This is a genomic window from Nonomuraea sp. MG754425, from assembly GCF_021699195.1.
Classification (GTDB): Bacteria; Actinomycetota; Actinomycetes; order Streptosporangiales; family Streptosporangiaceae; genus Nonomuraea.
Window position 1 is genome coordinate 19,088 of sequence record NZ_SSXE01000003.1, and the last position, 26,148, is coordinate 45,235.

Below are 26,148 nucleotides of genomic sequence, written 5' to 3' on the forward strand. Positions count from 1 at the left end.
CTCCTTCTGCAATTTGTGCGGTTTGAGGGGTCGCGCGACCTTACCGGACACAGCGGACCAGAGCAGGAGTGTTGCAGCAGAAATCAACATGAGCAAGACTTTTGATGACATTGCTACCTGGAAGTTTGGTCCAAGAGTTGAATTGGGATTCAATAAGCGATCGCTTGATCTCTCTCGGTGAGAGGCCACTCACCGCGCGAGATCGGGGGCTCACGGCCGCGCTGCTGACCCGGCTGGGGGGCGAGGTGCCGCCGCCGTTCGCCGTACGACGCTTCCTCCCGCTGCCCACCCTCTCGCACGGTCCTGGAGATCTCCACACTGGGGCCCCAGGTGAGCGCGATTTCGGCCCGCACGTGGACCAGACGAACTACTCGGTGGTGGTGGACGAACAGGTCGTGGTCAAGTGGCTCACGCCGCCCGTACCCCTCCCGCACCCCACTCCGGAGATCTTCGCGCACCTCGTTGACTCGGGGTTCAACGACACCGCGCCCCCTTACGCGGCTCTGACAGGCGTGTTCGACGGCCGCGAGCACCTCCTGGCGTTGGTCACGGGCTACCTCCCGCAGGCCCGCGACGGCTGGGAGTGGTGCGTGGACGAGGCCGAGGCGAGCACGTTCTCGTTCGCCGCCCGGCTCGGCCGGCTGGCCGCCGACCTGCACCTCGCCCTGTCCACCTTCCCCGCCGCGCGCGGCCAGGCGGACGTGCGCACCGAGCCCGCGGCCAGGGCGGAAGCGGCGCTGGCCGAGGCGCTGGAGCTGACCGGCGGAGCGGACGGCGAGTGGCTGGCCACCAGGGCGGCGGCCATGCGCCGCGAGCTGGCCGCCCTGGGCACCCCCGTCGCCGGCCCGCTGATCAGGATCCACGGCGACCTCCACGTGGGCCAGATCCTCAGGTGGCGCGACGGCTACGCGATCATCGACTTCGACGGCAACCCCACGGTCACCGACGCCCAGGCCCGCCAGCCGGCCGCAAGGGACGTGGCCCAGCTCACCACGAGCCTCGAACACGTGGCCCAGGTGGCGATCAGGAGAAGAGGCGCCCCGCCCGCCCACGCGGCGGCCTGGGCCCGGCAGGCCCGCGCGGCCCTCCTGACCGCCTACCGGGCCCGCCTGGCGGACGCCCACCGGCCGGACCTGCTGGACGAGCGGCTGATCCGCCCGTTCGAGGTGGAGCAGGAGTGCCGCGAACTGATCTACGCCGCCCGCCACCTCCCCCGCTGGCGCTACGCCCCCATGGGCGTCCTGCGCACCTGGTACGGAGACGAAGACCTTGAGGAGACCCACCCGTGAACGCTGACCTCTTTCTCGCCGACCTGGAGTCCAAGCCGGAGGCCCTGGCGGCGCTGGCCGACGGGCTGCGCGGGGCGGACCCGTTCCAGGCCCTGCCGGCGGACGTCGAGCGGGTCCTGTTCCTCGGCATGGGCAGCTCGCGCTACGCCGCGGGCGTGGCGGCCCGGCGGCTGCGGGCACAGGGGGTCGACGCCCACGCCGAGTACGCCTCCGCCGCCACCGGCTTCCCGAACACCGCAGGCACCCTGGTCGTCCCGATCTCGGCCACCGGCGGCAGCCGGGAGACCCTCGACGCCGTGACCAGGTACGCCGGCGGCCCGGCCCACGTGGCGGCCCTCACCAACGACCCGGGCTCCCCGCTCGCGCAGGCGGCCGGCCTGGTGGTCGAGCTGCGGGCGGGCGAGGAGCGCGGCGGCGTCGCGTGCCGCACGTTCCAGCACACGCTGGCCCTGCTCCTGGCCCTGGAGTCGCGGCTCACCGGCCGCGCGGGCGACCTGCCCGCGCTGCTCGACAGGGCCGCCAAGGCGTCGGCCGACCTGCTCGACCGCAGGGACGAGTGGCTCCCCCTGGTGATGGAGCTGCTCGACGGCCCGCACGGCGTCTACACGATCGCGCCCGCCGAGCGGCTGTCGTCGGCCGAGCAGTCGGCGCTGATGTTCCGCGAGGGCCCGCGCCGCCCGGCCGACGCCTGCGAGAGCGGCGACTGGTCGCACGTGGACGTGTACCTCACCAAGACGCTCGACTACCGGGCGCTGCTCTTCCCCGGCTCCCGCTACGACGGGCAGGCCATGGACTGGGTGCGCGAGCGCGGCTCCACGGTGATCGCCGTCGGCGCGGAGGTCAGGGACGCGGCGGCCACGATCCGCTACGCCCACGACGACGACCCGGATATCGCCCTGCTCACCGAGACGCTGGTGGCGGAGCTGGTGGCCGCCTACTGGTGGGCGGCACAGTAGGTCCGTCAGTGCGAGCGCACGGTCAGCGCGTGCTCGACCAGGGTGACCAGGGTGTGCTTGACGGCCTGCCGCGAACGCGCGTCCGTGCGCACGATCGGCACGTGCGCCGAGAGCGTGAGCGCCTCCCGCACCTCGCTCTCGATGTGCGGGAACTCGCCTTCCCACCCGTTGAGCCCGATCACGAACGGGATCTTGGAGTCCTCGAAGTAGTCGACGGCGGGGAAGCTGTCGGCCAGCCGCCGCGAGTCCACCAGCACCACGGCCCCGATGGCTCCGCGCACGATGTCGTCCCACATGAACCAGAACCGCCGCTGCCCGGGGGTGCCGAACAGGTAGAGGATCAGGTCCTGGTCGAGGGAGAGCCGGCCGAAGTCCATGGCGACGGTCGTGGTCGTCTTGGCCGGGGTGGGGCCGAGGTCGTCCACGCCCTGCGAGGCGTCCGTCATCATCGCCTCGGTGGTCAAGGGCATGATCTCGGACACCGCCCCCACGAACGTGGTCTTCCCCACGCCGAACCCGCCCGCCACGACGATCTTCGTGGCGGCGAGCCCGCTAGAGCCTGCGAAGTCCACTCAACACCCTTTCGAGCAGGCCCCTGTCGGGAAGCCCTGCCTCAAGCTGCGGCTGGTACACCTTGACCAGTCCGTCGGCCTCCATGTCGGCGATCAGCACCCGCGCCACACCCAGTGGGACGCTGAGCAGGGCCGAGATCTCCGCCACGGAGCGCACCTGCCTGCACAACTCGCTGATGGCGCGGTACTCGCGCGCGTAGGTGGTGCCGAGCTGCGCCGAGGTGGCAGACGATACCAGTGCCTCCATGGCCAGGTCCGTGCGCGGAGCGGTGCGGCCGCCGGTGACGGCGTACATGCGGACGAGCGAACTGCGCTCGGGCTCCTGCTCCCCGTTGTGCCACGATGCCATGGTTCACTCCCCCATTCACCACTGGCGCGTGGCGGAGAGCTCCGCCCGTACGGCAGGGGTGAGCACCTGCCCCGCGCGCTCGACCAGGATCGTCATCTGGTAGGCGACCAGCCCCATGTCGCAGTCGGGCGCGGCCAGCACCGCCAGGCAGGATCCGTCGCTGATCGACATCACCAGCAGCAGGCCGCCCGCCATCTCGATGAGGGTCTGGGTCACCCCGCCGCCCTCGAAGACCCGCGCCGCTCCCCCGGTGAGGCTGACCAGGCCGGCCGCGATGGCGGCGAGCTGGTCGGCGCGGTCTTTGGGAAAGCCTCTGGAGAAGGCCATGGGCAGGCCGTCCGCGGAGACGACCACGGCGTGCGCCACGCCGGGAACCTCGTCCACGAAACCGCTGACCAGCCAGTTGATGTCCCTGGCGGCCTGGCTCAGCTCCTTCATGAGTCCTCCTCGAGCTCCGCGCGCCCCTTGCGCACGCCCTGCTGGTAGCTGGCCAGCCTGTTGCGGAGCCGGTCGGGGGACACCGGAGGCCCGGGTGAGGGCGGCGGCGGCTTCGGGTTCGGGCTCGCGGTGCCCGGTACCAGGTTGGCTTTCGGTGTCCGCTTGGGCAAGCCGGAGATCGTGGTCCCGTTGTTGACGGGCTCCGCGACCGCGTCGGCGGCCTGCCATGCCTGGTCGGCCGGGGTTGACCAGGAGGTGTCGCGGTGGTCGGCGGTCGGCGTGGACCTGCTGAACCAGCCGCTCTCCTCGACGGCGGCGAAGATCGGCAGGTACTCGTCCCCGGCGGGCGGCGACGCGGGCGCGCCCGGCGGCGGGAACGACGTGCCGAGGCCGGGTGGCGGCTGCACGGCCGGGCGCGTCGAGCTGAACCAGGACGACGGCTCGGGGGCCACGGAGTCGAACGACGGGTGCCCGGACGCCGGCGCGGTGAAGTCGAACCCGACCGAGTCGAAACCGGAGGAGTCGAACCCCGACGAGTTGTACCCGGCGGAGCCGAACCCTGAGGAGGTGGACGCTGAGGAGGTGAACCCCGAGGAATTGGACGCCGGCGAGCTGAGGCTGGAGGGGTCGAGCCCCGCAGGGCCGGCCGGGTCGAAGCCGGTGGAGTCGAACGCGGCGGAGTTGAACGACGGGTGCCCGGACATCGGCCGGGGCACGGAGCCCGGCCGGGGCACGTCGAGCGCGTCCGGCTGCGGCCCGCCCTGGTACGCCGGGCCGGCCCCCTGCCTGGGCACCTGCACCCGCTGGTCCGGCACGGCGGTGAGCAGCATCGGCGGGATCAGCACCATGGCGGTCAGCCCGCCGATGTCCTGCCGCCTGAGCTGCACCCGGATGTTGTGCCGCAGCGCCAGCCGCCCGACCACGAACAGCCCCATCCGCCGCGACACCGACACGTCCACGACCGGCGGGTTGGCCAGCCGCCAGTTGGCCTCGCCGAGTTCGTCCAGCGCCATGCCGATGCCGTGGTCGGTGACCGACAACATCAGGCTGCCGCCGTCGATGCGGCTGCTGGAGATGACCACCTTGGTGTCGCGGGAGGAGAACGACACGGCGTTCTCGACCAGTTCGGCCAGCAGGTGCACCGCGTCGGTGACGGCCTGACCGGCGATGGCGACGTCCGACTGGACCTGGATGCTGACCCGGTCGTAGCTCTCGACCTCGCCGAGCGCGGCCCGGACGATGTCCATCAGCTCGACCGGCTCGCTCCACTTGCGCGCGGCCTCCTGCCCGGCGAGGACGAGGAGGTTCTCGCTGTTGCGCCGCATGCGGGTGGCCAGGTGGTCGAGCTTGAACAGGTCGCCGAGCCGGGTGTCGTCGCGCTCGCCCTTCTCCAGCCGCTCGATGAGGGTGAGCTGCCGTTCCACGAGCGTCTGGCTGCGGCGGGAGAGGTTGACGAACATGGCGTTGACGTTGGAGCGCAGTTTGGCCTCGTCGCCCGCCAGCCGCACGGCCTCGCGGTGCACCTCGTCGAAGGCGCGGGCGACCTCGCCGACCTCGTCCCTGGTGAAGATGCCGATGGGCGGGACCTCCGCGGTGATCTCGCCGTCGCGCGACTCCCGCAGGTGCTGGACGAACTCGGGCAGCCGGCGGCCGGCGATCTCCAGGGCCTCGCCGCGCAGGCGGCGCAGCGGCCGGACGAGCGACCTGGCCACGCCGGTGGTGATCAGCAGCACGACGACGAGCAGCGCCAGCACGGCGCCGGCGGTGACGAAGGCGGCGCTGCGCTCGTTGGCGCTGAGCGCCTCGCTGCGGGCCACGATGCCGTCGGCCTGGCGGCGCTCGACCTCGCGCATGGAGTCGACGACGACGTCGGTCGCGTCGAACCACTCTTTGGCGTCGTCCTTCCTGGCCTGGTCGAGTCCGCGCAGCGGCAGCCCCGTGGTGGCTCTGATCAGCACCAGCTCTCGCAGGAACAGCATGCGGTCGGCGGATCTGCCGTTGACGGTCTCGTCGAAGTAGCGGCGCTCGTCGGCGGTGGCCTCGGCGGCGAAGCCCTTGCGCTCGGTGCTCTCCACGGACTGCTCGCCGAGGAAGCGCTTGAGCTGGTCCTGGTCGAACGTGCCCTCGACGAGGACGACGGTGACCAGCGCCTGCTGGTAGGAGACGCTCTCCTTGGCCCGGGCCAGGCCGTCGAGCATGCTCGTCTGGCGGAACAGCTCGTCGTCCACGCTGCCCTTGACCAGTTCGTTGTGCACGGAGAGCAGGTCGCTGATGACCGTGGTGTACAGCTCGACGGCCGGGCCGGGCAGCAGGTTGGCCTCCAGCGCCTGCTGCCGCAGGGAGGTGAGGTCGTCGAGGCGGTTGAGCAGGTTCTCCAGTTGGTCCGCGGTACGGCCGGTGGACTCGGTCATGAGCTGGCCGGCGATGCCGCGTACCTGTCGGGTGGCCTCGTCCACCTGGTCCATCTGGGCCTGCACCTCGGCCAGGCCGTCGGCGGGCCGGTCGCGGGCGATGTACCAGGCGGTCCTGGCGCGTTCGCCGGAGACCAGGTGGGTGAGCCCGCCCAGTTCGGCGGACAGGCGGGCGAACTGGTTGGTCCGCGCGTAGTCGGACGCCGCGGACGTCGAGGAGAGCACCTGGATGCCGCCGAGCAGCACGGCCGCCGCGGTCGGGACCATGATGAGAGCGACGAGCCGCGCCCGGACACGCCAATTACGCAGCCGCCAGCGACCTTCGCCGGCCTGCTTGACGCCCAGCTCTGTACTCACCCAACGCACCTCGCCCGAATCGGCGTATATGAGGAGGCTGTGCTCCGGGGGGAAATCAGCAAGTGCCGGTAATTGGAACACATCCCATGGCTCGTGGCCAAGCGAACATAACGCGACAAAAGATGTCTCGCGTGGCTCATGAGGATAGAACCTGGCGCTCCATCATGGAAGCACCCTAGACACGAAATAATCCTTTAACAGAATAAATGTCCGCTAATGGGCGTTTGACTCGTTCCAAGCGCGTAACGCGGCCGACGCGTGGTGATCACCGGACAGTCACGGCGTTGAGAATCCCGCTATTGGCGACATATGTTGAGCGACGTCAATCGAGGAGGCGAGTGTGGGAGTTTCTCCCGACAACGCGGCCATCACCGTTGCGGGGCTTTGGAAGATCTTCGGCACCAAGGCACAGAAAGTGCTGGACAGCGAGGACAAACACCTCGATCCCGCCGCGCTGAGGGAGAAGACCGGTTGCACCGCCGCCGTCCGTGACGTGAGCTTCGACGTACGCCCCGGCGAGGTGTTCGTGGTCATGGGCCTGTCCGGCAGCGGCAAGTCCACCCTCGTCCGCTGCCTGACCCGGCTCATCGAGCCGAGCGCCGGAGAGATCCGGATCGGCGGCGAGGACATCGGCGCCGCCTCCCCCACCCGCCTCCGCGAACTGCGCCGCCACCGGGTCAGCATGGTCTTCCAGCACTTCGGCCTGCTGCCGCACCGCAAGGTGATCGACAACGTCGCGTACGGGCTGGAGATCCAGGGCGCCGCCCGGCAGGCCAGGCACGCGCGGGCGGCGGAGATCCTCTCACTCGTCGGCCTCGACGGCTACGCCGACGCCTACCCCGACCAGCTCTCCGGCGGCATGCAGCAGCGGGTGGGCCTGGCCAGGGCGCTGGCCGTGGACCCCGAGGTGATGCTGTTCGACGAGCCGTTCAGCGCGCTCGACCCGCTGATCAGGCGCGACATGCAGGCCGAGGTCATCCGGCTGCACCGCGAGGTCGGCAAGACGATGGTGTTCATCACGCACGACCTGTCCGAGGCGCTCAAGCTCGGCGAGCGCATCGCGATCATGCGCGCGGGCTCGATCGTGCAACTCGGCACGGCGGAGGAGCTGGTGGGCGCGCCGGCCGACGACTACGTGGCCGACTTCGTCCGCGACGTGCCCAGAAGCCACGTGCTGACCCTGCGCTGGATCTGCCGCGACCCCGAGCCCGGTGAGCCGCTGGACGGGCCCGCGCTGCCGGTCACCACGGTGATCAAGGACGCCGTGGGCGTCGCCGCCGGGTCGTCCCAGCCCATCAGGGCGATGACGGACGACGGCGCGCTGGCCGGTGTGGTGGACCGGGTGGACCTGCTGGGCTTCCTGTCCGGCCAGGAGACCGGCGCCGTGCGGGCGGGGACATGAGCTCCACGGTCGTCAGCACCTCGTCCGGGTTACGGCTGCCGAGGTGGGCGGCCCCCGCGGGGGTGGCGGTCCTGTTCGTGGCGGCGTACGTGGTCTTCCGCGGCACGGGGACGCTGCCGCACGACAAGGAGGCGCCGCAGTTCCTGGCCGTCACGGAGCTGCGCGAGTGGATCGACGACCACCGCAACGACAACCCGCTCTTCCTCTACTTCCTCAACTACATCCGGCTGTTCGTGGCCTGGCTCTACGACCTGTTCCAGACCGGCCTGTCCGCGCTCGGCTGGCCCGGCATCACCGGCGTCATGGGCGCGCTGGCCTGGCTGGCGGGCGGCCGGCGGATCGCGCTGCTCGCGCTCGGCGGCGTGAGCGCGTTCGGCGTGCTGGGGTTGTGGGAGTCGAGCGTCGACACGCTGGCCCTGGTCGCGGTGGCGGTGCTGCTCTCGCTGGCGATCGGGATCCCCGTCGGCGTCTGGGCCGGGCTCTCCGTACGCGTGCGGCGGGCGATCACCCCCGTCCTGGACGTCATGCAGATCATGCCGACGTTCGCCTACCTGGCCCCGCTCGCGCTGTTCTTCCACATCGGCGCGCCCGCCGGGGCCATCGCGACGATGATCTACTCGATCCCGCCCGCCATCCGCATCACGGCGCTGGCCGTCTCCGAGGTCTCCCCCACCGCGGTCGAGGCGTCCGCCTCCCTGGGGGCCACCCGCTGGCAGACGCTGTTCAAGGTGCACCTGCCGCTGGCCAGGTCCACGATCGCGCTGGCGATCAACCAGACGATCATGATGGCGCTGTCCATGGTCGTCATCGCGAACCTGATCTCGGCCCCCGGCCTGGGCGGCGACATCATCCGCGGCCTGTCTCGGGCCCAGGTCGGCATCATGTTGCCGGCCGGCGTCGCCGTCGTGGTCATGGCCGTGCTGCTCGACCGGATGATGACGGCCGTGGCCAGGCGCGACCCGCACGCGAAGCGCGGCAGGACCGACCTGCTCGCCGCCGGCGCGCTGGCCGCCGCCGGCCTGGCGCTCATCCCCGTGCTGCCGAAGGTCTGGCCGGAGACGCTCACGATCAACGTGGTCGCCGAGGTGAACGACGCCGTGCGCTGGGCCGAGGACAACTGGTTCACGGTGACGACGTGGATCAAGGACACGACCTCCCTCGTCCTGCTCAACCCGCTGGAGTCGCTGCTCACCTCCGCGCCGTGGTGGCTGGTCGCGCTGGCCGTGCTGGTCGTGGCCTGGCGGGTCAGCGGCCTGCGTCCCGCGCTCGTCGCGCTGGCCTGCCTGCTGGCGATCGCGCTGCTCGGGGTGTGGGAGCACACCATGCAGACGATGACCACGGTGGCCGTCGCGGTGCTGGTCGCGCTCATCATCGGCCTGCTGCTGGGCGTGGCCGCGGCCCGCTCGCCACGCTGGTCGGCCGTCCAGCGGCCACTGCTGGACGCCGCGCAGACCATGCCCGCGTTCGTGTACCTGCTGCCCGCGCTGGCACTGTTCGGGACGACCCGGTTCACCGCCATCTTCGCCTCCGTCATCTACGCGGTGCCGCCGGTGGTGCGCCTGGTCGAGGACGGCCTCAAGGCCGTGCCCGCCACGGTCGTCGAGGCGGCCGTCTCCGCCGGCTCCACCCCCGGCCAGCTTCTGTGGAAGGTGCAGTTGCCGATGGCCAGGCGGGCCATCCTGCTCGCGGCCAACCAGGGCATCGTGATGACGCTGGCCATGGTGGTCGTCGGCGCCCTGGTCGGGGCGGGGGCCCTCGGTTACGACGTGGTCACCGGGTTCTCCCAGCGGACCGACTTCGGGATGGGCTTCGTCGCGGGCATCGCGACCGTGCTCCTCGGAGTCATGCTCGACCGCATCACGCAGGGCGCCGACAGGCGTCCGTCCCCCCGAAAGAGGAAGTTCACATGAAGATTCGCCTGCTCGCAGGCTTCGTCGTTCTTGGGCTCGCCGCCGTGGGTTGTGGCGGCGCCACGGTCGATGCGACCTCCACCGCCTCGGCCCCCGCGGCCGGCTCCACCGCCTCCGCGTCCGGTGGCGGCACGGTGAAGATCGCGATCAACCCGTGGGTGGGGTACGAGGCGAGCGCGAACGTCGTCGCGTACCTGCTGAAGAACGAGCTCGGCTACACCGTCGAGCTGCCCGAGATCAAGGAGCAGCTCGCCTGGGAGGGCTTCCAGACCGGCGACGTGGACGTGATCATCGAGAACTGGGGTCACCCCGACCTGAAGAAGCAGTACATCGAGGAGAAGAAGGTCGCGCAGGAGGCGGGCTCCACCGGCAACAAGGGCGTGATCGGCTGGTACATCCCCAAGTGGATGGCCGACGAGCACCCCGACATCACCGACTACAAGGGCCTGAACAAGTACGCGGAGCTGTTCAAGACCTCGGAGTCGGGTGACAAGGGCCAGCTCCTGTTCGGCGACCCGTCGTACGTCAGCAACGAGGAAGCCCTGATCAAGAACCTCGAGCTGAACTACAAGGTCGTCGTCGGCGGCAGCGAGGCGGCCCTGATCAAGAGCGCCCAGCAGGCGCAGACGCAGAAGAAGGCGCTGCTGTTCTACTTCTGGGACCCGCACTGGCTGTTCAGCAAGACCCCCCTGGTCCGGGTCAACCTGCCTGCCTACACCGAGGGCTGCGACGCCGACCCCAAGAAGGTGGCCTGCGACTACCCGGAGATGGACCTCGACAAGATCGTGAGCACGAAGTTCGCGCAGACCGGCGGGAAGGCGTACGAGCTGGTCAAGAACTTCTCCTGGACCAACGAGGACCAGAACGCCGTCGCCGACGACATGACCAACAACGGCCTGAGCGGTGAGGACGCCGCCAAGAAGTGGGTCGAGGCGAACACCGCCAAGTGGCAGTCCTGGATCCCCAAGTGATCAGCTCGCGACCGCGGCCCCGCCCGGCGGGGCCGCGTGCCACCTGGGTCAGCGACACCTGGGTCGGCGTCACCTGGGTCAGGGCGCTCGCGGGGCCGCTGGCCGCGGCCCTGCTCCTGGCGGCCTGCTCCAGCGGCGAGCCGGCGACCACGGCCAAGGCCAAGGGCACGGTCAACATCGACATCCACGGCTGGGTCGGGTACGAGGCCCAGGCGGCGGTGCTGGCGTACCTGCTGGAGCACGAGCTGGGTTACAAGGTCAGCACGCGCCCGATGAAAGAGGAGCAGTCCTGGCGGGATTTCGAATCCGGCAAGGTCGATGTGATCGTGGAAACCTGGGGTCACAACGACCTGAAGAAGCAGTACATCGAGGAGAAGAAGGTCGCGTTGTCCGCCGGGCTGACCGGAAACAAGGGCGTGATCGGTTGGTACGTCCCCGAGTGGATGGCCAAAAAGTATCCCGATATTACGGACTACCGAAACCTCAATAAGTACGCGAGTCTCTTCCGGACCGAAAAGACCGGAAATCTCGGCCAGGTATTGGACGGCGACCCCTCATTCGTCACCAATGACGAGGCGCTCGTCCGGAACCTCAAGCTCAATTACAAGGTCGTCTACTCCGGCAGCGAGGACGCGCTCATCAAGGCGGCCCAGGCGGCGACGAAGAATCGGACGCCGCTGCTCATGTATTTCTACGAACCGCAATGGCTGTTCACCAAGGTCAAGCTCGTCAAGGTCGCGCTGCCGCCCTACGCCCTGGGCTGCGACGACGACACGGTCAGGGTCGCCTGCGACTACCCGCCGTACCTGCTGGACAAGATCGTCAGCCGGCGGTTCGCGGAGACGGGCGGGCAGGCGTACGAGCTGGTGCGCAACTTCAACTGGACCAACGACCACCAGAACACCGTGGCCAGCGACATGATCAACGAGAAGCTGAGCGCCGAGGACGCCGCACGGAAGTGGGTGGCGGAGAACAAGATCGTGTGGAAGGACTGGATCCCCCGGTGAGGTTCGACTTCGTCATCGTGGGCGGCGGCTCGGCCGGCTGCGCCCTGGCCAACCGGCTGAGCGCCGACCCCTCGACGTCCGTGCTGGTGCTGGAGGCGGGACGGCCCGACTACCTGTGGGACGTGTTCATCCACATGCCGGCCGCGCTGATGTTCCCGATCGGCAGCCGGTTCTACGACTGGAAGTACGAGTCCGAGCCCGAGCCGCACATGAACGACCGGCGCGTCTACCACGCCCGCGGCAAGGTCCTCGGCGGCTCCAGCAGCATCAACGGCATGATCTTCCAGCGCGGCAACCCGCTCGACTACGAGCGCTGGGCCGCCGATCCCGGCATGGAGCGCTGGGACTACGCGCACTGCCTGCCGTACTTCAAGCGCATGGAGAACTGCCTGGCCGACCCGGACACGCCCTTCCGCGGCGGGCGCGGCCCGCTGAAGCTGGAGCGCGGGCCCGCGCGGGGGCCGCTGTTCGAGGCGTTCTTCGAGGCGGTCCAGCAGGCCGGCCACCCGCTGACCGACGACGTCAACGGCTACCGCCAGGAGGGCTTCGCCGCCTTCGACCGCACCATCCACCGCGGCCGCCGCCTCAGCGCCGCCCGCGCCTACCTCCACCCCGTGCGGCACCGTCCCAACCTGACGGTCAGGACCCGGGCCTTCGTGGAGAAGGTGCTCTTCGACGGCACCCGCGCGGTCGGCGTGGTCTGCGACGGCCGGCGCGTGGACGCCTCGGAGGTCATCCTCTGCGGCGGGGCGATCAACACCCCGCAACTCCTCCAGCTCTCGGGGGTGGGCCCGAAGGCGCTGCTGGAGCCGCTGGGCATCGACGTCGTGCACGACCTGCCGGGCGTGGGCGAGAACCTCCAGGACCATCTGGAGGTCTACGTCCAGCACGCCTGCGGGCAGCCGGTCTCCCAGCAGCCCTCGCTGGCCAGGTGGCGACGCCCGTTCATCGGCGCGGACTGGCTCTTCCGCAGACGCGGCCCTGGGGCCACCAACCACTTCGAGGCCGGCGGCTTCATCCGCTCGAACGACGCCGCCGCCTACCCGAACCTGATGTTCCACTTCCTGCCGATCGCCGTCCGCTACGACGGCTCGGCCCCGGCGGGCGGGCACGGCTACCAGGTGCACATCGGCCCGATGTACTCCGACGCCCGCGGCTCGGTCCGCGTCGTGTCCGCCGACCCGCGCCGCAAGCCCGCCCTCCGCTTCAACTACCTGTCCACCGAGCAGGACCGCAGGGAGTGGGTGGAGGCGATCAGGCACGCCCGCGCGATCCTGTCGCAACCGGCGTGGGCCGGCCTGGACGCGGGCGAGATCTCACCCGGCCCGTCGGTGCGCACGGACGAGGAGATCCTCGCCTGGGTCGCCAAGGACGGCGAGACCGCCCTCCACCCGTCGTGCACCTGCGCGATGGGCACCGGCGAGACGGCGGTGGTGGACCCGGACACGATGCGCGTGCACGGCCTCGACGGGCTGCGCGTGGTGGACGCCTCGGCCATGCCGTACGTGACGAACGGCAACATCTACGCCCCCGTCATGATGCTGGCCGAGAAGTCCGCCGACCTCATCCTCGGCAACACCCCGCTGCCGCCCGAGCCGGTGGAGTTCTACCGGCACGGGTGAGCCGCTCAACGGTCCAGGCGCTGGTAGCGGCGTACCGACAGGACGAAGAACACCACCGTGATCAGCGCCGGCCACACCACGGCCATCGGCAGCGCGTGCCGGGCCACCCACGAGTCGCCGCCCCATCCGGGGTTGCCGAACAGCTCCCTGGCCGCCGCCACCGTGGACGACAACGGGTTCCACTCCGCGACGGCCCCCAGCCAGCCCGGCATCGTGCCGGGGGCGACGAAGGCGTTCGACAGGAAGCCGATCGGGAACTCCAGCGTCTGCACCGCCACCACCGCGCCCGGGTCCCTGGTGAGCAGGCCCAGGTACATGCCGGCCCAGAGCAGCGCGAAGCGCAGCAGCAGGAGCAGGCCCACCGCCCCGAGCGTGCCCGAGAGGGTGGCGGGCCGCCAGCCGACCGCCAGACCGCAGGCCAGCAGCCCGGCCAGGACGACGACCGAGTGCAGCAGGTCGGCGATGGCCCGGCCGATCAGGACCGCCGAGGGGGCCATGGGCATCGAGCGGAAGCGGTCGGTGACGCCCTTGGAGGCGTCGGTGGCGACGGCGATCATGGTGCTGCTCAGGCCGAACAGCATCGTCATGCCGTACATGCCGGGCATGAGGAAGGCGAAGTAGTCCGCCCCGTCGGGCACCTTCACCGCCCCGCCGAACAGGTAGCCGAAGGCGAGGGTGATGACGACGGGGAAGACGACCCCGAAGACGACGGTCATGGGCTGGTTGGCCCAGTGGATCAGGTCGCGGCGGGCGACCGTCCAGCCGTCGGCCAGCGCCCATCGCGCTCGCGTCACGGGGCTGTCCAGGGTGGTCACGGTCATGGGCGGACGCCTCCGGCTTCGGTGAGGTTCAGGAAGACTTCGTCGAGGGTCGGGCGGCGGACGGCGACGTCCTCGGCCTCGATGCCGGCCGCCGCGAGCGCGGTGAGCACCTCGGTGAGGGACCGCACCCGCTCGTTCACCGGCCCGCGCACGTGCCGGGTGTCCCGGTCGAGCTCCACCGGCCCCGACGCCACCCCGCCGATGATCTCGGCGGCCCGCTCCAAATGCTCCGGATCGCGGACGACCACGTCGAGCTGGTCGCCGCCGATCCGGGACTTGAGTTCGTCGGGCGTGCCCTCGGCCACCACCCGGCCGGCGTCGATCACCGAGACGCGGTCGGCGAGCTGGTCGGCCTCCTCCAGGTACTGGGTGGTCAGCAGCACCGTGGTGCCGTCGGAGACCAGCTCGCGCACCGACCGCCAGACCTCGGCGCGGCTGCGCGGGTCGAGGCCGGTGGTCGGCTCGTCGAGGAACAGCACGGGCGGCGCGAGGATCATGCCGGCCGCCAGGTCGAGGCGGCGGCGCATGCCGCCCGAGTACTCCTTGGCCGGGCCCGGGTGCTCCAGGCCGAACCGTTCCAGCAGCTCGGCCGCCCTCGACCGGGACTGGACCGCGCTCAGGTGGCAGAGCCGGCCGAACAGCTCCAGGTTCTGCCGCCCGGTGAGCAGCTCGTCCACCGCCGCGTGCTGGCCGACCAGCCCGATGTTGCGGCGTACCTGGCGGGGCTGGGTGGTCACGTCGAACCCGGCCACCTCCGCGCGCCCGCCCGACGGGCGCAGGAGCGTGGTCAGGATGCGCACGGCCGTGCTCTTGCCTGCCCCGTTGGGGCCGAGCAGGCCGCGGACCGTGCCACGGCGCACGTCCAGATCGATGCCGTCCAGCGCCGCCTTCTCGCCGTACGACTTGCGCAGACCCTGCGCGAGTACCGCTGACATGCAGCCTCCCTGTGAATCGTACGGCGTACCGTACACAATACGGACGATCCTGGCAACCGTACGGTGTACCGTACGAGGGTGACTGTTGAGTACCCGGGGCGCGGCGACCCCGCGCGCAGCCTGGCGCTGCTCTGGCGGACCAGCGAGCGCACCAGCCGCAAGGGCAAACCGGAGCTGAGCGTCGACCGCATCGTGCGCGCCGCCATCGCGCTGGCCGACGCCGAAGGGCTGGCGGCGCTGTCCATGCGCCGCGTGGCCGAGCGCCTGGGCGTCGGGACGATGTCGCTCTACACGTACGTGCCGGGCAAGCCGGAACTGCTCGACGTCATGCTCGACGAGGTCTACGGCGAGACTCCCCGGCCGGAGGACGTGCCGGGCTGCTGGCGCGGCAGGCTGGAGCGGATCGCCAGGGAGAACTGGGCCCTCTACCTGCGCCACCCGTGGTTGCTGCAGGTGGCCGCGGCCCGCCCGGTGCTCGGCCCCAACGCCACGGCCAAGTACGACTACGAGCTGCGCGCGATCGACGGCATCGGCCTGTCGGACCTGGAGATGGACTCGGTGATCACGCTGATCACCGGCTTCGTGCACGGCACGGCGCGGGGCGCGGTGGAGAGCGCGCAGGCCGAACGCGTGACGGGGATCAGCGACGAGCAGTGGTGGGCCGCGCACGCGCCCTTCCTCAGCCGGATCGCCGACGCCACCCGCTACCCCACGGCCTCCCGGGTGGGCCAGGCCGCGGGCGAGGAGCTCAACGCGGCCTACAGCCCCGAGCACGCCTTCGAGTTCGGGCTACGCCGCGTGCTCGACGGCATCGAGGCCCTGATCGACCAGCGCGACCCCACCACCTGACAGCCCATTTCGCGAACGGGCGGCGGGCGCGTCTCAGGCTGACAGCGCGTTCTCGTAGGCGAGCATCGTGTCCACGAACAGGCGGCGCTGCTGCGGCGTGAGCGGCTCCAGCGCGCGCCGCCACGCCTGGGCGCCGTAGCCGAGCCACTCGTTGATCGCGTCCTGGCGCCGCTCGGCGATGCTGACGATCGTCCGGCGGCGGTCGGCGTCGTCCTCGCGCCGCTCCAGCACGCCCTTGCGGCTCAGCTCCCCCACCATCAGGCTGACCGTCGCGGGCGCCACCTCCAGCCGCCCGGCCAGTTCGTTGACCGTCATCGGGCCGTCGAACAGCAGGTACGACAGCAACGACAGGTGCCGGGGCGCCAGCGACAATGACTGCAGTTCCTCGGGCACCTTCAGCCGCTTGGCCCGCCCCACCATGCGCGGCATCAGCAGCAGCAACGTCCTGATCCCGTCGTCCACGCCCAAGCCGTCAGTCGCCATGCCCACAGGATAGTGACCGGTGGACGTCCCTAGTGGACGGCCGACGAGCGCAGCCGTACGACGTGCTCGACCAGCGAGATCAGCGTCGCCTTGACCGACTCCCGGTTGCGCGCGTCGGTACGCACGATGGGCACCTGCGGCGACAGCGCGAGCGCCTCCCTGACCTCCCCGTCGGAGTGCGGGAACTGGCCGTCCCAGCCGTTGATGCCGACCACGAACGGCAGCTTGGCCTCTTCGAAGTAGTCGATGGCCGGGAAGCTGTCGGCCAGGCGGCGCGTGTCGAGCAGCACCACCGCGCCGATCGCGCCGCGTACGAGGTCGTCCCACATGAACCAGAAGCGGTGCTGACCGGGCGTGCCGAACAGGTAGAGGATCAGGTCGCGGTCGAGCGAGAGGCGGCCGAAGTCCATCGCCACGGTCGTGGTCTGCTTGTTCGGCGTCAGGCCGAGGTCGTCGATGCCCGCGGACGCGTCGGTCATGACCGCTTCGGTCGTGAGCGGGAGGATCTCGGACACCGCCCCCACGAACGTCGTCTTGCCGACGCCGAAGCCGCCGGCGACCACGATCTTCGTCGAGGTGAGGCCGGCGCTAGAGCCTGCGTAGTCCACTGAGCACCCTTTCGAGCATGTTGAGGTCTGGCTGCCCCTGGCTGAGGCGTGGCTGGTGCAGGCGGACGAGCCCTTCGTCGGACATGTCCGCCACGAGCACCCTGGCCACGCCCAGCGGGACGCGGAGCAGGGCCGAGATCTCGGCGACCGACCGGAACGACCTGCACAGTTGCATGATGGTCGCCTGCTCGGGGGTGAGCAGGGCCATCTCGTCGTCCGGGATCGACATGGACGAGATCAGCGTCTCCATCGCGATCTGGTAACGCGGCTCCGATCGGCCGCCCGTCATCGCGTAAGGACGGAACAGGGGTTCTTCGTCCCCGGTCCCGTCAGAGCCGTACACGGCCCGCTCCCCTCAGTTCCATCACATCTACCGGGTCCTGGCGGCCTGGAGTTCCGCGCGCAGGGCGGGCGTGAGCGCTTGCCCAGCCCTGTCTACCAGCAACGTCATCTGGTATGCCACCAGGCCCATGTCACAATCCGGACCCGCCAGAACCGTCAGCACGGACCCGTCGCTGATCGCCATGACCAGCAGCAGGCCGCGCTGCATCTCCACGACGGTCTGCGTCACCGCGCCGCCCTCGAACACCCTGGACGCACCGACGGTCAGGCTCAGCAGGCCGGCGGAGACCGCGGCGAGCTGGTCGGCCCGGTCCGGAGGGAAGCCCTCCGAGGTGGCCAGGCAGAGCCCGTCCGCGGAGACCACGACGGCGTGCGCGACTCCGGGCGTGTTACGGACGAAGTCGGTGATCAGCCAGTCGAACTTGTGCGCCTCATGGCTAAGGGTTGTCACGCATCCTCCCCGGCGGGACGCTTACTCACTCTTGTCCTCCTGTCCACGTACTTCCTGGCGGCCCCGTCGCACACCCTGCTGGAAGCCGGCCATCCGGCTGCGCATCCGGTCCGCTGAGACCGGAGGCACCGGTGCCTGCGGCTGCGGCTGCTGCTGCGCGGGCCGGCTGGCCGTGCCCGGCACCAGGTTGGCCTTGGGGGTGCGCTTGGGGAGCCCGGCGGCGGTGACGCCGCCGAGGCTGGGCTCGCTGGCTCTGGCCGCCGCCTGCCATCCGGCGTCGGCGGCCGTTCGCCACGATTCCTCCCCAGAGGGTACGGCCTGCGCGGGTGTGGAATGATCCACACCCTCGGGCTGCTCCGCGTCCGCGTTCTCCGGCTTGCGGAACCAGGCCGACTCGACCGCCGCGAAGATCGGCAGGAACTCCTCCTGCTCCTGCTCGAGCGCGGACACCTCCACGGCCGGTATCGGCTCGGACCGGCGGACGTCGTTCGTCGGATACGACGGAGCCGGCGTCTGGAACGCGCCATTACCAGACGGGAGGGAAGGCGAGCTGGGGTACGAGAGGTAGCCCTGGGAGTCGTGGGAGGCCGGCCGGCTGCGGTAGGAGCCGCCGTCGGTGTCGGCGGTGAAGCCGGCGATCCCGGCGCGGCCGGGGTCGGAGTGGAACGAGGGGGGCCGGGGCGTGCCGGGCGTGCTGTCGTAGGTCCGGCCGGGCGTGCCCGGCGCGGGCGGGACCCCGTCGGACCCGCCGGGCCCGGACGGCGCTCCCGCGTGCCGGGGCCGCCCGCCCTCGAACGGCCCCTGCCCGCCGGCCGCGGCGTCGAAGGAGTCGAAACTGGCGAACGACCTGAACGTGCCGTTCGAGCCCGGGGCGGGGGCCGGCGTCGAGGACGTGAGCGGCCCGGAGCGGCCGGGCACGGTGCCGCCGCCGAACGCGGGCCGCTGCGGCAGCGGCTGCTGTGTCCCGTCGGCGATGAGCGCGGGCGGCAGCAGCACCATGGCGACCAGGCCGGCGCCCTCGTTCTTGCGCAGGTGCACCCGGATGCCGTGCCGCAGCGCCAGGCGGCCGACCACGAACAGGCCCATGCGCCGGGAGACCGACACGTCCACGACGGGGGGTTCGGCCAGGCGGCGGTTGGCCTCGGCCAGTTCGTCCTCGGTCATGCTGATGCCGGTGTCGCTCACCGCGAGCATCGCGCCGCCGCCCTCGACGAGGCTGCTGGTGACCACGACCTGGGAGTTGCTCGGGGAGAACTGGATCGCGTTCTCGACCAGCTCGGCGACCAGGTGGACCAGGTCGTTGGCGCTGCTCCCGAGCACGGACGTGGCACGGTGCACCTTGATCTGGACGCGCTCGTAGCCCTCGACCTCCGACAGCGCGGCGCGTACGACGTCGACCAGCTTGGCCGGCTGGCTGCGCCGGCGGGTGGCGTCGTGGCCGGCCAGGACCAGCAGGTTCTCGGAGTTGCGGCGCATGCGGGTGGCCAGGTGGTCGAGCTTGAACAGGTCGGCCAGCCGGCCGCCGTCCTGCTCGCCCTTCTCCAGGCCGTCGATCAGCGAGATCTGCCGCTCGACCAGCGTCTGGGTGCGGCGCGAGAGGTTGACGAACATCGAGCTGATGTTGCTGCGCAGCTCGGCCTCCTCACCCGCCAGGCGCACGGCCTGCCGGTGCACCTGGTCGAAGGCGCGGGCCACCTCGCCGATCTCGTCGTTGCCCTCGATCTCGATCGGCCGCACGTCGCGCACGGTCGCGTCGCCGCTGACGCGCAGCCGGCGCACCACGTCGGGCAGCCGGAACCCGGCCACCTCCAGCGCCTCGGTACGCAGCCGGCGCAGCGGCCCGACCATGGAGCGGGCGATGGCGACGGTGAGCAGCAGCACGACGATCAGCAGCGCCACGATCAGGGAGCCCGCGATGATCGCGTTGCGCGACTCGGCGGAGCGCAGCTCCTGGCTGCGCAGGCCCACCCGTTCGGCCAGGTCCTTCTCGATACCCTGCAGCACCTCGATCGCGGCGGTGTTGTCCTTGAACCACTCCTCGCGCTCCGCCCTGGCGGAGATGAGGTTGTCCGTGATGCGGGCGCCCGGCGCCCGGCCGCTGACCAGCACGACCGCGCGCGCCTTGGTGAGCTGGACGCGGACGTACTCCTGCTTGGAGGTCAGCGCCTTGGACAGCGCCAGCCCGAACTCGACGCCGGCCTCGGCCCCGACGGTGGCGATCTCGGCCTGCTGGCGGGCGTTGGAGGCGATGAACTGTTCGACGTCCTTGGCGTCGGCGCTGTTGGGGTTATAGGAGTTCTGGATGAGCTGGACGCGCTGGCGGGACATCTCCTCCTTGGCCGCGGCGAGCGCGCTCAGGGCGCGGAACTGGCCGACGATCTGGGAGTCGTCCGACATCAGCGCCAGCTCGTCGTGCAGGTTGAGCAGGGTGTCGGTGAGGAAGTCGTACCGGATGGTGTCGGTCTGGCCCTCGATCCTGATCTTGGGCAGCCGGCTCAGGTCGTACTTCGCCTGGGCCGCGGCCTTGACCACGCGGGGGCCGTAGGCGTCGTCGATGGCGTCGAGGTCGGTCCGTACGGTCTTGACCAACCCGTCCACGGCCGCCTTGCGCTGCGTGAGGTCGTCGGCGAGTTGCTTGCGCAGCGCGCGGTTGGCGCCGATCCAGCCTCCCGTGTCACGCTCCAGCCCGATCGCCTGCACCAGGTCGCGGATGCGGCCGGCCTGCTCGGCCGCGATCGCCGTCCGGTCGTGGACGTCGATGGTCTGCACCGACTCCACCACGCGTGTTCCCCCGAGCACGACGGCGGCGATGGTGGGCACCAGGATCAGCGCTGTGAGTCGCCACCGCACCCGCCAGTTCCGCAGGCCGAGCCGTGACAGCGACCGTTTTCCGCGCATTCGCCGCGCGGCTGGGTCGCCGCCCGCATTCCCCGTAGTCACCGCTCCCGCTACCCCTCAATCGTCCCGCCCGCGACGGGTCATGAATCGTCCACAACGTATCCGGCGTACCTGACTTATCAGGCATATCGGACATAATCGTTACAAACGTGACCGGTAGTCGTGTGCTGTTGGTTATCGCAGTGCGGCAAGGACTTGATCGCGGACTTGCGCCCTCTGCGCGTCGTCGGTGAGGGGGCGACCAGCGCGGTCCACGACGTAGAAAACGTCCACTGCCTCCGCGCCGAGAGTCTCCACGCGGGCGGCCCTCACGTCAAGACCACACTCACCGAACGCCCGTCCAATACGCCACAGAAGTCCCGGCCTGTCATGGGCCCTGACTTCCACCACCGTGGCGGTCGCGGAGGCGTCATCGACCAACGTCACCCGGGGTGGAGCGACGGGCACCCGCGGCGGCCTGAGCGAGCGGGTACGGCGGGCCAGCCGCTGTTCGATGTCAAGACGCCCAGCAAGGACGAGACGGAGATCGGCCTCCAGGGTCGCGGGATCGGGCGGGGACCCGTACTCGGGGATGACGGAGAACTCGATCACCGCCGTGGACCCGGCGGAGGCGGACGAGGCGGAGCGCACGACGAGCCGGTGCGCGGACAGCACACCCGCCGCGCTCCACAACAGGCCCACGCGGTCGGGCGCGACGACCGTGACCGCGCCCCCGTTCACGCGGACCGCGCCGCCGCCGTGCCGGGCCAGCGACGCCTGCTCGGCCGACAGGGTGGGCGGCTTGGGCGGCGGAGACCCCGCCAGCACCGACCTGACGCGGCGCACCAGGTCGGCCACCAGGCCGGCCTTCCAACTGTTCCAGGCGGCCGGGCCCGTCGCGTGCCCGTCGGCGACCGCCAGCGCGGCCAGCAGGTCGAGCACCTCACGCGAGCCGACGGTCGCCGCGACCTTCTCGATCGTGACGGGGTCGTCGAGATCCCTGCGGGTAGCGGTCTCGGGCAGCAGCAGGTGGTGGCGTACGACGGTGGCCAGCGTCTCGACGTCGGGGGCCGGCAGGCCGATCCTGGTCGCGATGTCGCGCACCACGACCTCGCCGGTCGCCGAGTGGTCACCCGGCCAGCCCTTGCCCACGTCGTGCAGGAGCGCCGCGATCAGCAGGAGGTCGGGACGGGAGACCTCGCGGGTGTGGCTGGCGGCGTTCGCGGCGGCCTCGATCAGGTGGCGGTCGACCGTGAAGCGGTGGATCGGGTTGCGCTGCGGGCGGTGGCGCACCCGCTCCCAGTCAGGGAGCAGCTTGACAAGGATGCCCGCCTGGTCGAGCTCCTCCCACACGGGCACGGCGGCGCGGCCCGCGCCGAGGATCGACACCAGCGCGTCACGCGCCTCCTCCGGCCACGGCACCGGCATCGGCGGCGACTGAGCTGCGAGCATCGAGACGGTGGCGGGCGAGAGCGGCAGCCCGGAATCGGCCGCCGCGGCGGCGGCGCGCAGCACCAGGACCGGGTCCTTGCGCGGGTTGACCCCCCTGGCCAGCACCACCTCCCCGGCGTGCTCGACCACGCCGTCGGCCAGCGGGCGGCGGCCACGCGGGGCCGGCCCTGACACCAGCCTGTCAACGGTGCGCCAGGTGGCGTCGAAAGCGTGGGAGACGGTGCGGCCGGCCTCGGCCAGCCTGCGCATCAGCGCCTCGGCGTCCAGCAGGCCGAGCAGCCCGGCGACCGCGTCCTGCTCCTGCAGCACCAGCCGGTCGGTGCCGCGGGCGGTGACGACGTGCAGCGCGTGCCGCACGTCGAGGATGAACTCGTACGCCTCCCGCGCCCGGGGGCCGGGGGCCGAGGCGACCCAGGCGGCGGCCACGGCCTGCATCGCCTGCACGTCGCGCAGCCCGCCGCGGCCGTCCTTGAGATCGGGCTCCAGCAGGAAGGCCAGCTCGCCGCTGTTCTGGGCCCGCTTGTCGGCCGCGTCACGCAGTTCGCCGAGCCTGCGCCGGGAGTCGGCGCGCCACTCGGCCAGCACCGCTTCCCTGGCCTTCCTGGTCAGGTCGGGGTCGCCGGCCACGTGCCGGGCCTGGATGAGGCCGAGCACGGCCTTGAGATCCTGCCGGGCGACCGAGACCGCCTCTTCCACCGTGCGTACGGAGTGGTCGAGGTTGGCCGCCGAGTCCCAGATCGGATACCAGATCCGGTCGGCGATCCGGGCCACGTCCGCCCGGCCGTTGTGCAGCAGCACCAGGTCGAGGTCGCTGCCGGGCGCCAGCTCGCCCCTGCCGAGACTTCCGACGGCGACCAGCGAGACGTGGTCTCCGTCGCTCGCCGTGCGGAACAGATCCTTGAGCCAGCGATCGGTGTCCGCGGTCCGCTCCTTGCGGGCCGCGGCGTACGAACGGGCCTCTCCCCTCACTGTCGTGCCCCCTTGCCCGGCTCCGCCCGGACGCCGTCGTCCGGGCATCGCCACGGATCCGTGGTGGAGTCCCTGCCCTGCCTCGCCAGGACGCCGTTGTCCTGGCGCGGCCTCGTAACGAGGGTCACAGGGCTTCGGGACCCCGTTCTCCCGTACGCACTCGGATGACGGTGTCGACCGGGACCGACCACACCTTGCCGTCGCCGATCTTGCCGGTGTGCGCCGCCTTCACGATGACGTCGATCACGTCCTCGGCGTCATCCTCTTCGGCGAGGACCTCCAGCCGGACCTTCGGGACCAGGTCGACCTGGTACTCCGCGCCGCGGTAGACCTCGGTGTGGCCGCGCTGGCGACCGTAGCCGCTCGCCTCGCTGACCGTCATTCCCTTGATGCCGAACTGTTCCAGCGCGGCTTTCACGTCATCCAGTTTGAAGGGCTTGATGATCGCCGTGATGAGCCTCATGCGTCCACCTTCTTCGTGGCGGTTGCGGGGACCGGACCGTTGGGGGAGCTCACGCCGGAGGCGTGAACGGTGCCGAGGTCGTAGCCGGTCTCGGCGTGCGTGGTGATGTCGATGCCGGTGATCTCGTCCTCGGTGGCGACGCGGAAGCCCATCGTCTTGTCGATGATCTTGGCGATCACCCACGTGATGACGAAGGAGTAGCCGCCGACCGCGACGGGGCCGAGCACCTGCAGCCCGAGCTGACCGAAGCCGCCGCCGTAGAACAGGCCCTCGCTCTGCTGGTCGAGGAAGGGGTAGGCGGCCAGGAAGCCGAGCGAGACGGCGCCGACGACACCGCCGACCAGGTGCACCCCGACGACGTCGAGGGAGTCGTCGAAGCCCAGCTTGTACTTCAGGCCCACGGCGTAGGCGCAGATCGCGCCGGCGAGCAGGCCGATGACCATCGCGGCCCAGGGGTCGACGAAACCACAGGCCGGGGTGATGGCGACCAGACCGGCCACCGCGCCGGAGGCCGCACCGAGGCTGGTGGCGTGCCCGTCGCGGATCTTCTCCACCACGAGCCAGGCGCCCACGGCCACCGCGGTGGCGACCTGGGTGTTGAGGAAGGCCAGGCCGGCGGTGCCGTCCACGGCCAGTTCCGAGCCGGCGTTGAAGCCGAACCAGCCGAACCACAGCAGTGCCGCGCCGAGCAGGACCAGCGTCAGGTTGTGCGGGCGCATCGGCTCCTTGCGCCAGCCGTGCCGCTTGCCCAGCACCAGCGCGAGCGCCAGCGCCGCGGCTCCGGCGTTGATGTGGACGACCGTGCCGCCCGCGAAGTCCTCGATGCCCATGGTGTTGAGCCAGCCGGTGCCCCACACCCAGTGCGCGACCGGGAAGTAGACGACCGTGGCCCAGATCACGGTGAACAGCATCCACGCGCCGAACTTCGCCCGGTCCGCGATGGCGCCGCTGATCAGCGCCACCGTGATGATGGCGAACGTCATCTGGAAGGTGGAGAAGACGAGGCTCGGCATGCCGGTGCCGTCGTCCTTGGTCGCGGTGTCCACCAGGCTCTGCAGGCCCAGTGCGTCGAAGCCGCCGACGAACGTGTTGATCGCGGAGCTGGGGTTGTCGGTGAAGGCGAGGGAGTGCCCGAACAACATCCAGGTGATAGTTACGGTGACGATGGCGCCGAACGACATCATCATCATGTTCAGGACACTCTTGGCCCTGGTCATGCCCCCGTAGAAGAACGCGAGGCCCGGAGTCATCAACAGCACCAACGCGGTGGCCGCTAGCATCCAGGCAGTCGTGCCGCTGTCGATCTTCACGACGCGACCCTCCTTACATGTGACGTGTTGCCACAGCGTGTTCGCCCGGGGTTTCGTGGCTCGACCAGGTGTGTTTCACATTCGTGAATCTCGCCACACTGGTGTTTCGGGTGCGTTTCGGGCATCTCACAGGGCCATTTTCCGCAATGCCAAACGGCTCATGCCATACTTAGGCTTGCCTTACCTAACCGATCAAGGAATGCCCATGCGCCTCCGCCTGGCGATCGCCGCCATGCTTCCCGTACTCGCCCTCACCGCGTGCGGGACCTCGTCCACCACCGAGGACGCGGGTCCCACCCGCACCGTCAAGCACGCCATGGGCGAGACCAAGGTGCCCATGGCCCCGAAACGGGTCGTCGTGCTCGACACCGACAAGCTCGACACGATGGTCTCCCTCGGCCTCGTCCCCGTCGGCGCGGCGCAGGCCCAGGAGAACCAGACCTGGCCCGACTACCTCGGCCCGAGCCTGTCGGCCACCAAGCCGGTTGGCACCCTCCAGCAGGTCAACATCGAGGCCGTCATGGCGCTCAAGCCGGACCTCATCCTCGGCTCCAAGTTCCGCCAGGAAGCCTTCTACGACAAGCTGTCCAAGATCGCGCCGACCGTCTTCACCGAGCGGGTCGGCGTGACGTGGAAGGAGAACTTCCTGCTCGACGCCGAGGCGCTGGGCAAGAAGGACCAGGCGCAGCAGCTCATGACCGGCTACGAGACACGGGCCAAGGAAGTGGGCGCCAAGTTCTCGAAGCTCGAGGTCGGCATCGTGCGCTTCATGCCGACCGAGATCCGCCTGTACGGCCCCGAGTCGTTCAGCGGCATCGTGGTGGGCGACGCCGGCATCCCGAGGCCGCAGCCGCAGCAGCTCGCCGACCAGGACGACAAGCGCTTCGGCAAGATCAGCCAGGAGAACATCGCGAAGGGCGACGCCGACGCGATCTTCTACAGCGCGTACGGCGAGGCGGCGGCCAAGTCGCAGGCCGAGGTCACCGGCGGGCCGCTGTGGAAGAACCTCGGCGCGGTCAAGTCGGGCCACGCCTTCAACGTGGACGACGAGATCTGGATGCTCGGCATCGGCGTCACCGCGGCCGGCAAGATCCTCGACGACCTGGACAAGCACCTGACGGCGCTCGCCTGACCCGCGAGCCGAAACCCGGCCGACACGCGGCCTGCACCCGGCCGACCTCCGCCGGCCGGGTCACGCCCGGCCTGACGGCCGGCGGTACCTGGCCCGGTCGGCCTCCGCCGGCCGAGACGCCCGCCTGACAGCCGGCGGCTGACACGCGACGCCCGGCCGAGCCGCGCCCCGG

The 26,148-nt window shown here is 70.6% G+C and carries 23 protein-coding genes; 9 read left to right on the top strand and 14 right to left on the bottom strand.

Going from position 1 to position 26,148, the window contains the following annotated elements; all coding sequences use genetic code 11:
• Positions 1 to 164: 164 nt before the first annotated feature.
• Positions 165 to 1,289, top strand: coding sequence for a hypothetical protein (locus FAF44_RS01595; protein ID WP_237101150.1), 1,125 nt, complete (start codon positions 165 to 167; stop codon positions 1,287 to 1,289).
• A complete protein-coding gene (locus FAF44_RS01600) occupies positions 1,286 to 2,245 on the top strand; it encodes an SIS domain-containing protein (protein WP_237101151.1) in 960 nt (319 codons plus the stop codon). Before FAF44_RS01595 ends, FAF44_RS01600 begins: the two co-directional genes overlap by 4 nt.
• Positions 2,246 to 2,250: 5 nt before the next feature.
• On the opposite strand, the gene FAF44_RS01605 is transcribed toward FAF44_RS01600, so the two are convergent.
• From FAF44_RS01605 to FAF44_RS01620, 4 genes are read right to left on the bottom strand one after another with little or no spacing between them, the layout of a single operon-like run.
• Positions 2,251 to 2,817 (bottom strand): ATP/GTP-binding protein, encoded by a 567-nt coding sequence (locus FAF44_RS01605; protein ID WP_237101152.1) that lies wholly within the window; start codon positions 2,815 to 2,817, stop codon positions 2,251 to 2,253.
• On the bottom strand, positions 2,798 to 3,166 hold the full coding sequence (locus tag FAF44_RS01610) for a DUF742 domain-containing protein (RefSeq protein WP_237101153.1): 369 nt from the start codon (positions 3,164 to 3,166) through the stop codon (positions 2,798 to 2,800). The genes FAF44_RS01605 and FAF44_RS01610 overlap by 20 nt, the downstream gene beginning before the upstream one ends.
• A 15-nt stretch (positions 3,167 to 3,181) precedes the next feature.
• Entirely contained in the window at positions 3,182 to 3,595 is a 414-nt protein-coding gene (locus tag FAF44_RS01615) for a roadblock/LC7 domain-containing protein (protein WP_237101243.1), read from the bottom strand.
• A 5-nt stretch (positions 3,596 to 3,600) separates the two neighbouring features.
• Entirely contained in the window at positions 3,601 to 6,372 is a 2,772-nt protein-coding gene (locus FAF44_RS01620; RefSeq protein WP_237101154.1) for a nitrate- and nitrite sensing domain-containing protein, read from the bottom strand.
• Between the two features lie 340 nt (positions 6,373 to 6,712).
• Here FAF44_RS01620 and FAF44_RS01625 point away from each other — a divergent pair, with 340 nt between their 5' ends.
• The 5 genes from FAF44_RS01625 to betA are packed head-to-tail and all read left to right on the top strand — an operon-like array spanning position 6,713 to position 13,284.
• Positions 6,713 to 7,774, top strand: a complete 1,062-nt coding sequence (locus FAF44_RS01625; protein ID WP_308193266.1) for a glycine betaine/L-proline ABC transporter ATP-binding protein — start codon at positions 6,713 to 6,715, stop codon at positions 7,772 to 7,774.
• Complete coding sequence (locus FAF44_RS01630; protein ID WP_237101155.1) at positions 7,771 to 9,684, top strand: proline/glycine betaine ABC transporter permease; 1,914 nt, start codon at positions 7,771 to 7,773, stop codon at positions 9,682 to 9,684. Before FAF44_RS01625 ends, FAF44_RS01630 begins: the two co-directional genes overlap by 4 nt.
• Positions 9,681 to 10,655: an ABC transporter substrate-binding protein gene (locus tag FAF44_RS01635; RefSeq protein WP_237101156.1), complete on the top strand. Its 975-nt coding sequence runs from the start codon at positions 9,681 to 9,683 to the stop codon at positions 10,653 to 10,655. The genes FAF44_RS01630 and FAF44_RS01635 overlap by 4 nt, the downstream gene beginning before the upstream one ends.
• Positions 10,652 to 11,662: an ABC transporter substrate-binding protein gene (locus tag FAF44_RS01640; RefSeq protein ID WP_237101157.1), complete on the top strand. Its 1,011-nt coding sequence runs from the start codon at positions 10,652 to 10,654 to the stop codon at positions 11,660 to 11,662. Before FAF44_RS01635 ends, FAF44_RS01640 begins: the two co-directional genes overlap by 4 nt.
• On the top strand, positions 11,659 to 13,284 hold the full coding sequence (gene betA / locus FAF44_RS01645; protein WP_237101158.1) for a choline dehydrogenase: 1,626 nt from the start codon (positions 11,659 to 11,661) through the stop codon (positions 13,282 to 13,284). The genes FAF44_RS01640 and betA overlap by 4 nt, the downstream gene beginning before the upstream one ends.
• A 5-nt stretch (positions 13,285 to 13,289) precedes the next feature.
• On the opposite strand, the gene FAF44_RS01650 is transcribed toward betA, so the two are convergent.
• Complete coding sequence (locus FAF44_RS01650) at positions 13,290 to 14,105, bottom strand: ABC transporter permease (protein WP_237101159.1); 816 nt, start codon at positions 14,103 to 14,105, stop codon at positions 13,290 to 13,292.
• Entirely contained in the window at positions 14,102 to 15,040 is a 939-nt protein-coding gene (locus tag FAF44_RS01655; protein WP_237101160.1) for an ATP-binding cassette domain-containing protein, read from the bottom strand. Before FAF44_RS01655 ends, FAF44_RS01650 begins: the two co-directional genes overlap by 4 nt.
• 78 nt (positions 15,041 to 15,118) lie before the next feature.
• Here FAF44_RS01655 and FAF44_RS01660 point away from each other — a divergent pair, with 78 nt between their 5' ends.
• Positions 15,119 to 15,889 carry a TetR/AcrR family transcriptional regulator gene (locus FAF44_RS01660; protein WP_237101161.1) on the top strand — a complete coding sequence of 257 codons (771 nt, stop codon included), beginning with the start codon at positions 15,119 to 15,121 and terminating at the stop codon, positions 15,887 to 15,889.
• Positions 15,890 to 15,922: 33 nt separating this feature from the next.
• Here FAF44_RS01660 and FAF44_RS01665 read toward each other — a convergent pair whose 3' ends face one another.
• The 8 genes from FAF44_RS01665 to FAF44_RS01700 all read right to left on the bottom strand — a co-directional run bounded on the left by FAF44_RS01665 (position 15,923) and on the right by FAF44_RS01700 (position 24,844).
• On the bottom strand, positions 15,923 to 16,372 hold the full coding sequence (locus FAF44_RS01665) for a MarR family winged helix-turn-helix transcriptional regulator (protein ID WP_237101162.1): 450 nt from the start codon (positions 16,370 to 16,372) through the stop codon (positions 15,923 to 15,925).
• 29 nt (positions 16,373 to 16,401) lie between these two features.
• A complete protein-coding gene (locus FAF44_RS01670; RefSeq protein ID WP_237101163.1) occupies positions 16,402 to 16,980 on the bottom strand; it encodes an ATP/GTP-binding protein in 579 nt (192 codons plus the stop codon).
• On the bottom strand, positions 16,961 to 17,269 hold the full coding sequence (locus tag FAF44_RS01675) for a DUF742 domain-containing protein (protein WP_237101164.1): 309 nt from the start codon (positions 17,267 to 17,269) through the stop codon (positions 16,961 to 16,963). The genes FAF44_RS01670 and FAF44_RS01675 overlap by 20 nt, the downstream gene beginning before the upstream one ends.
• 81 nt (positions 17,270 to 17,350) lie before the next feature.
• Positions 17,351 to 17,773: a roadblock/LC7 domain-containing protein gene (locus tag FAF44_RS01680; RefSeq protein WP_237101165.1), complete on the bottom strand. Its 423-nt coding sequence runs from the start codon at positions 17,771 to 17,773 to the stop codon at positions 17,351 to 17,353.
• A gap of 21 nt (positions 17,774 to 17,794) precedes the next feature.
• Entirely contained in the window at positions 17,795 to 20,671 is a 2,877-nt protein-coding gene (locus FAF44_RS01685) for a nitrate- and nitrite sensing domain-containing protein (protein WP_237101166.1), read from the bottom strand.
• 174 nt (positions 20,672 to 20,845) lie between these two features.
• Positions 20,846 to 23,071 carry a [protein-PII] uridylyltransferase gene (locus FAF44_RS01690; protein ID WP_237101167.1) on the bottom strand — a complete coding sequence of 742 codons (2,226 nt, stop codon included), beginning with the start codon at positions 23,069 to 23,071 and terminating at the stop codon, positions 20,846 to 20,848.
• Between the two features lie 124 nt (positions 23,072 to 23,195).
• On the bottom strand, positions 23,196 to 23,534 hold the full coding sequence (locus FAF44_RS01695) for a P-II family nitrogen regulator (protein WP_043616024.1): 339 nt from the start codon (positions 23,532 to 23,534) through the stop codon (positions 23,196 to 23,198).
• Positions 23,531 to 24,844, bottom strand: a complete 1,314-nt coding sequence (locus FAF44_RS01700; protein ID WP_237101168.1) for an ammonium transporter — start codon at positions 24,842 to 24,844, stop codon at positions 23,531 to 23,533. Before FAF44_RS01700 ends, FAF44_RS01695 begins: the two co-directional genes overlap by 4 nt.
• Before the next feature lie 205 nt (positions 24,845 to 25,049).
• Here FAF44_RS01700 and FAF44_RS01705 point away from each other — a divergent pair, with 205 nt between their 5' ends.
• The gene (locus FAF44_RS01705) at positions 25,050 to 25,976 is read left to right on the top strand and encodes an ABC transporter substrate-binding protein (RefSeq protein ID WP_237101169.1); all 927 of its coding nucleotides are present in this window, start codon (positions 25,050 to 25,052) and stop codon (positions 25,974 to 25,976) included.
• Positions 25,977 to 26,148 lie beyond the last annotated feature (172 nt).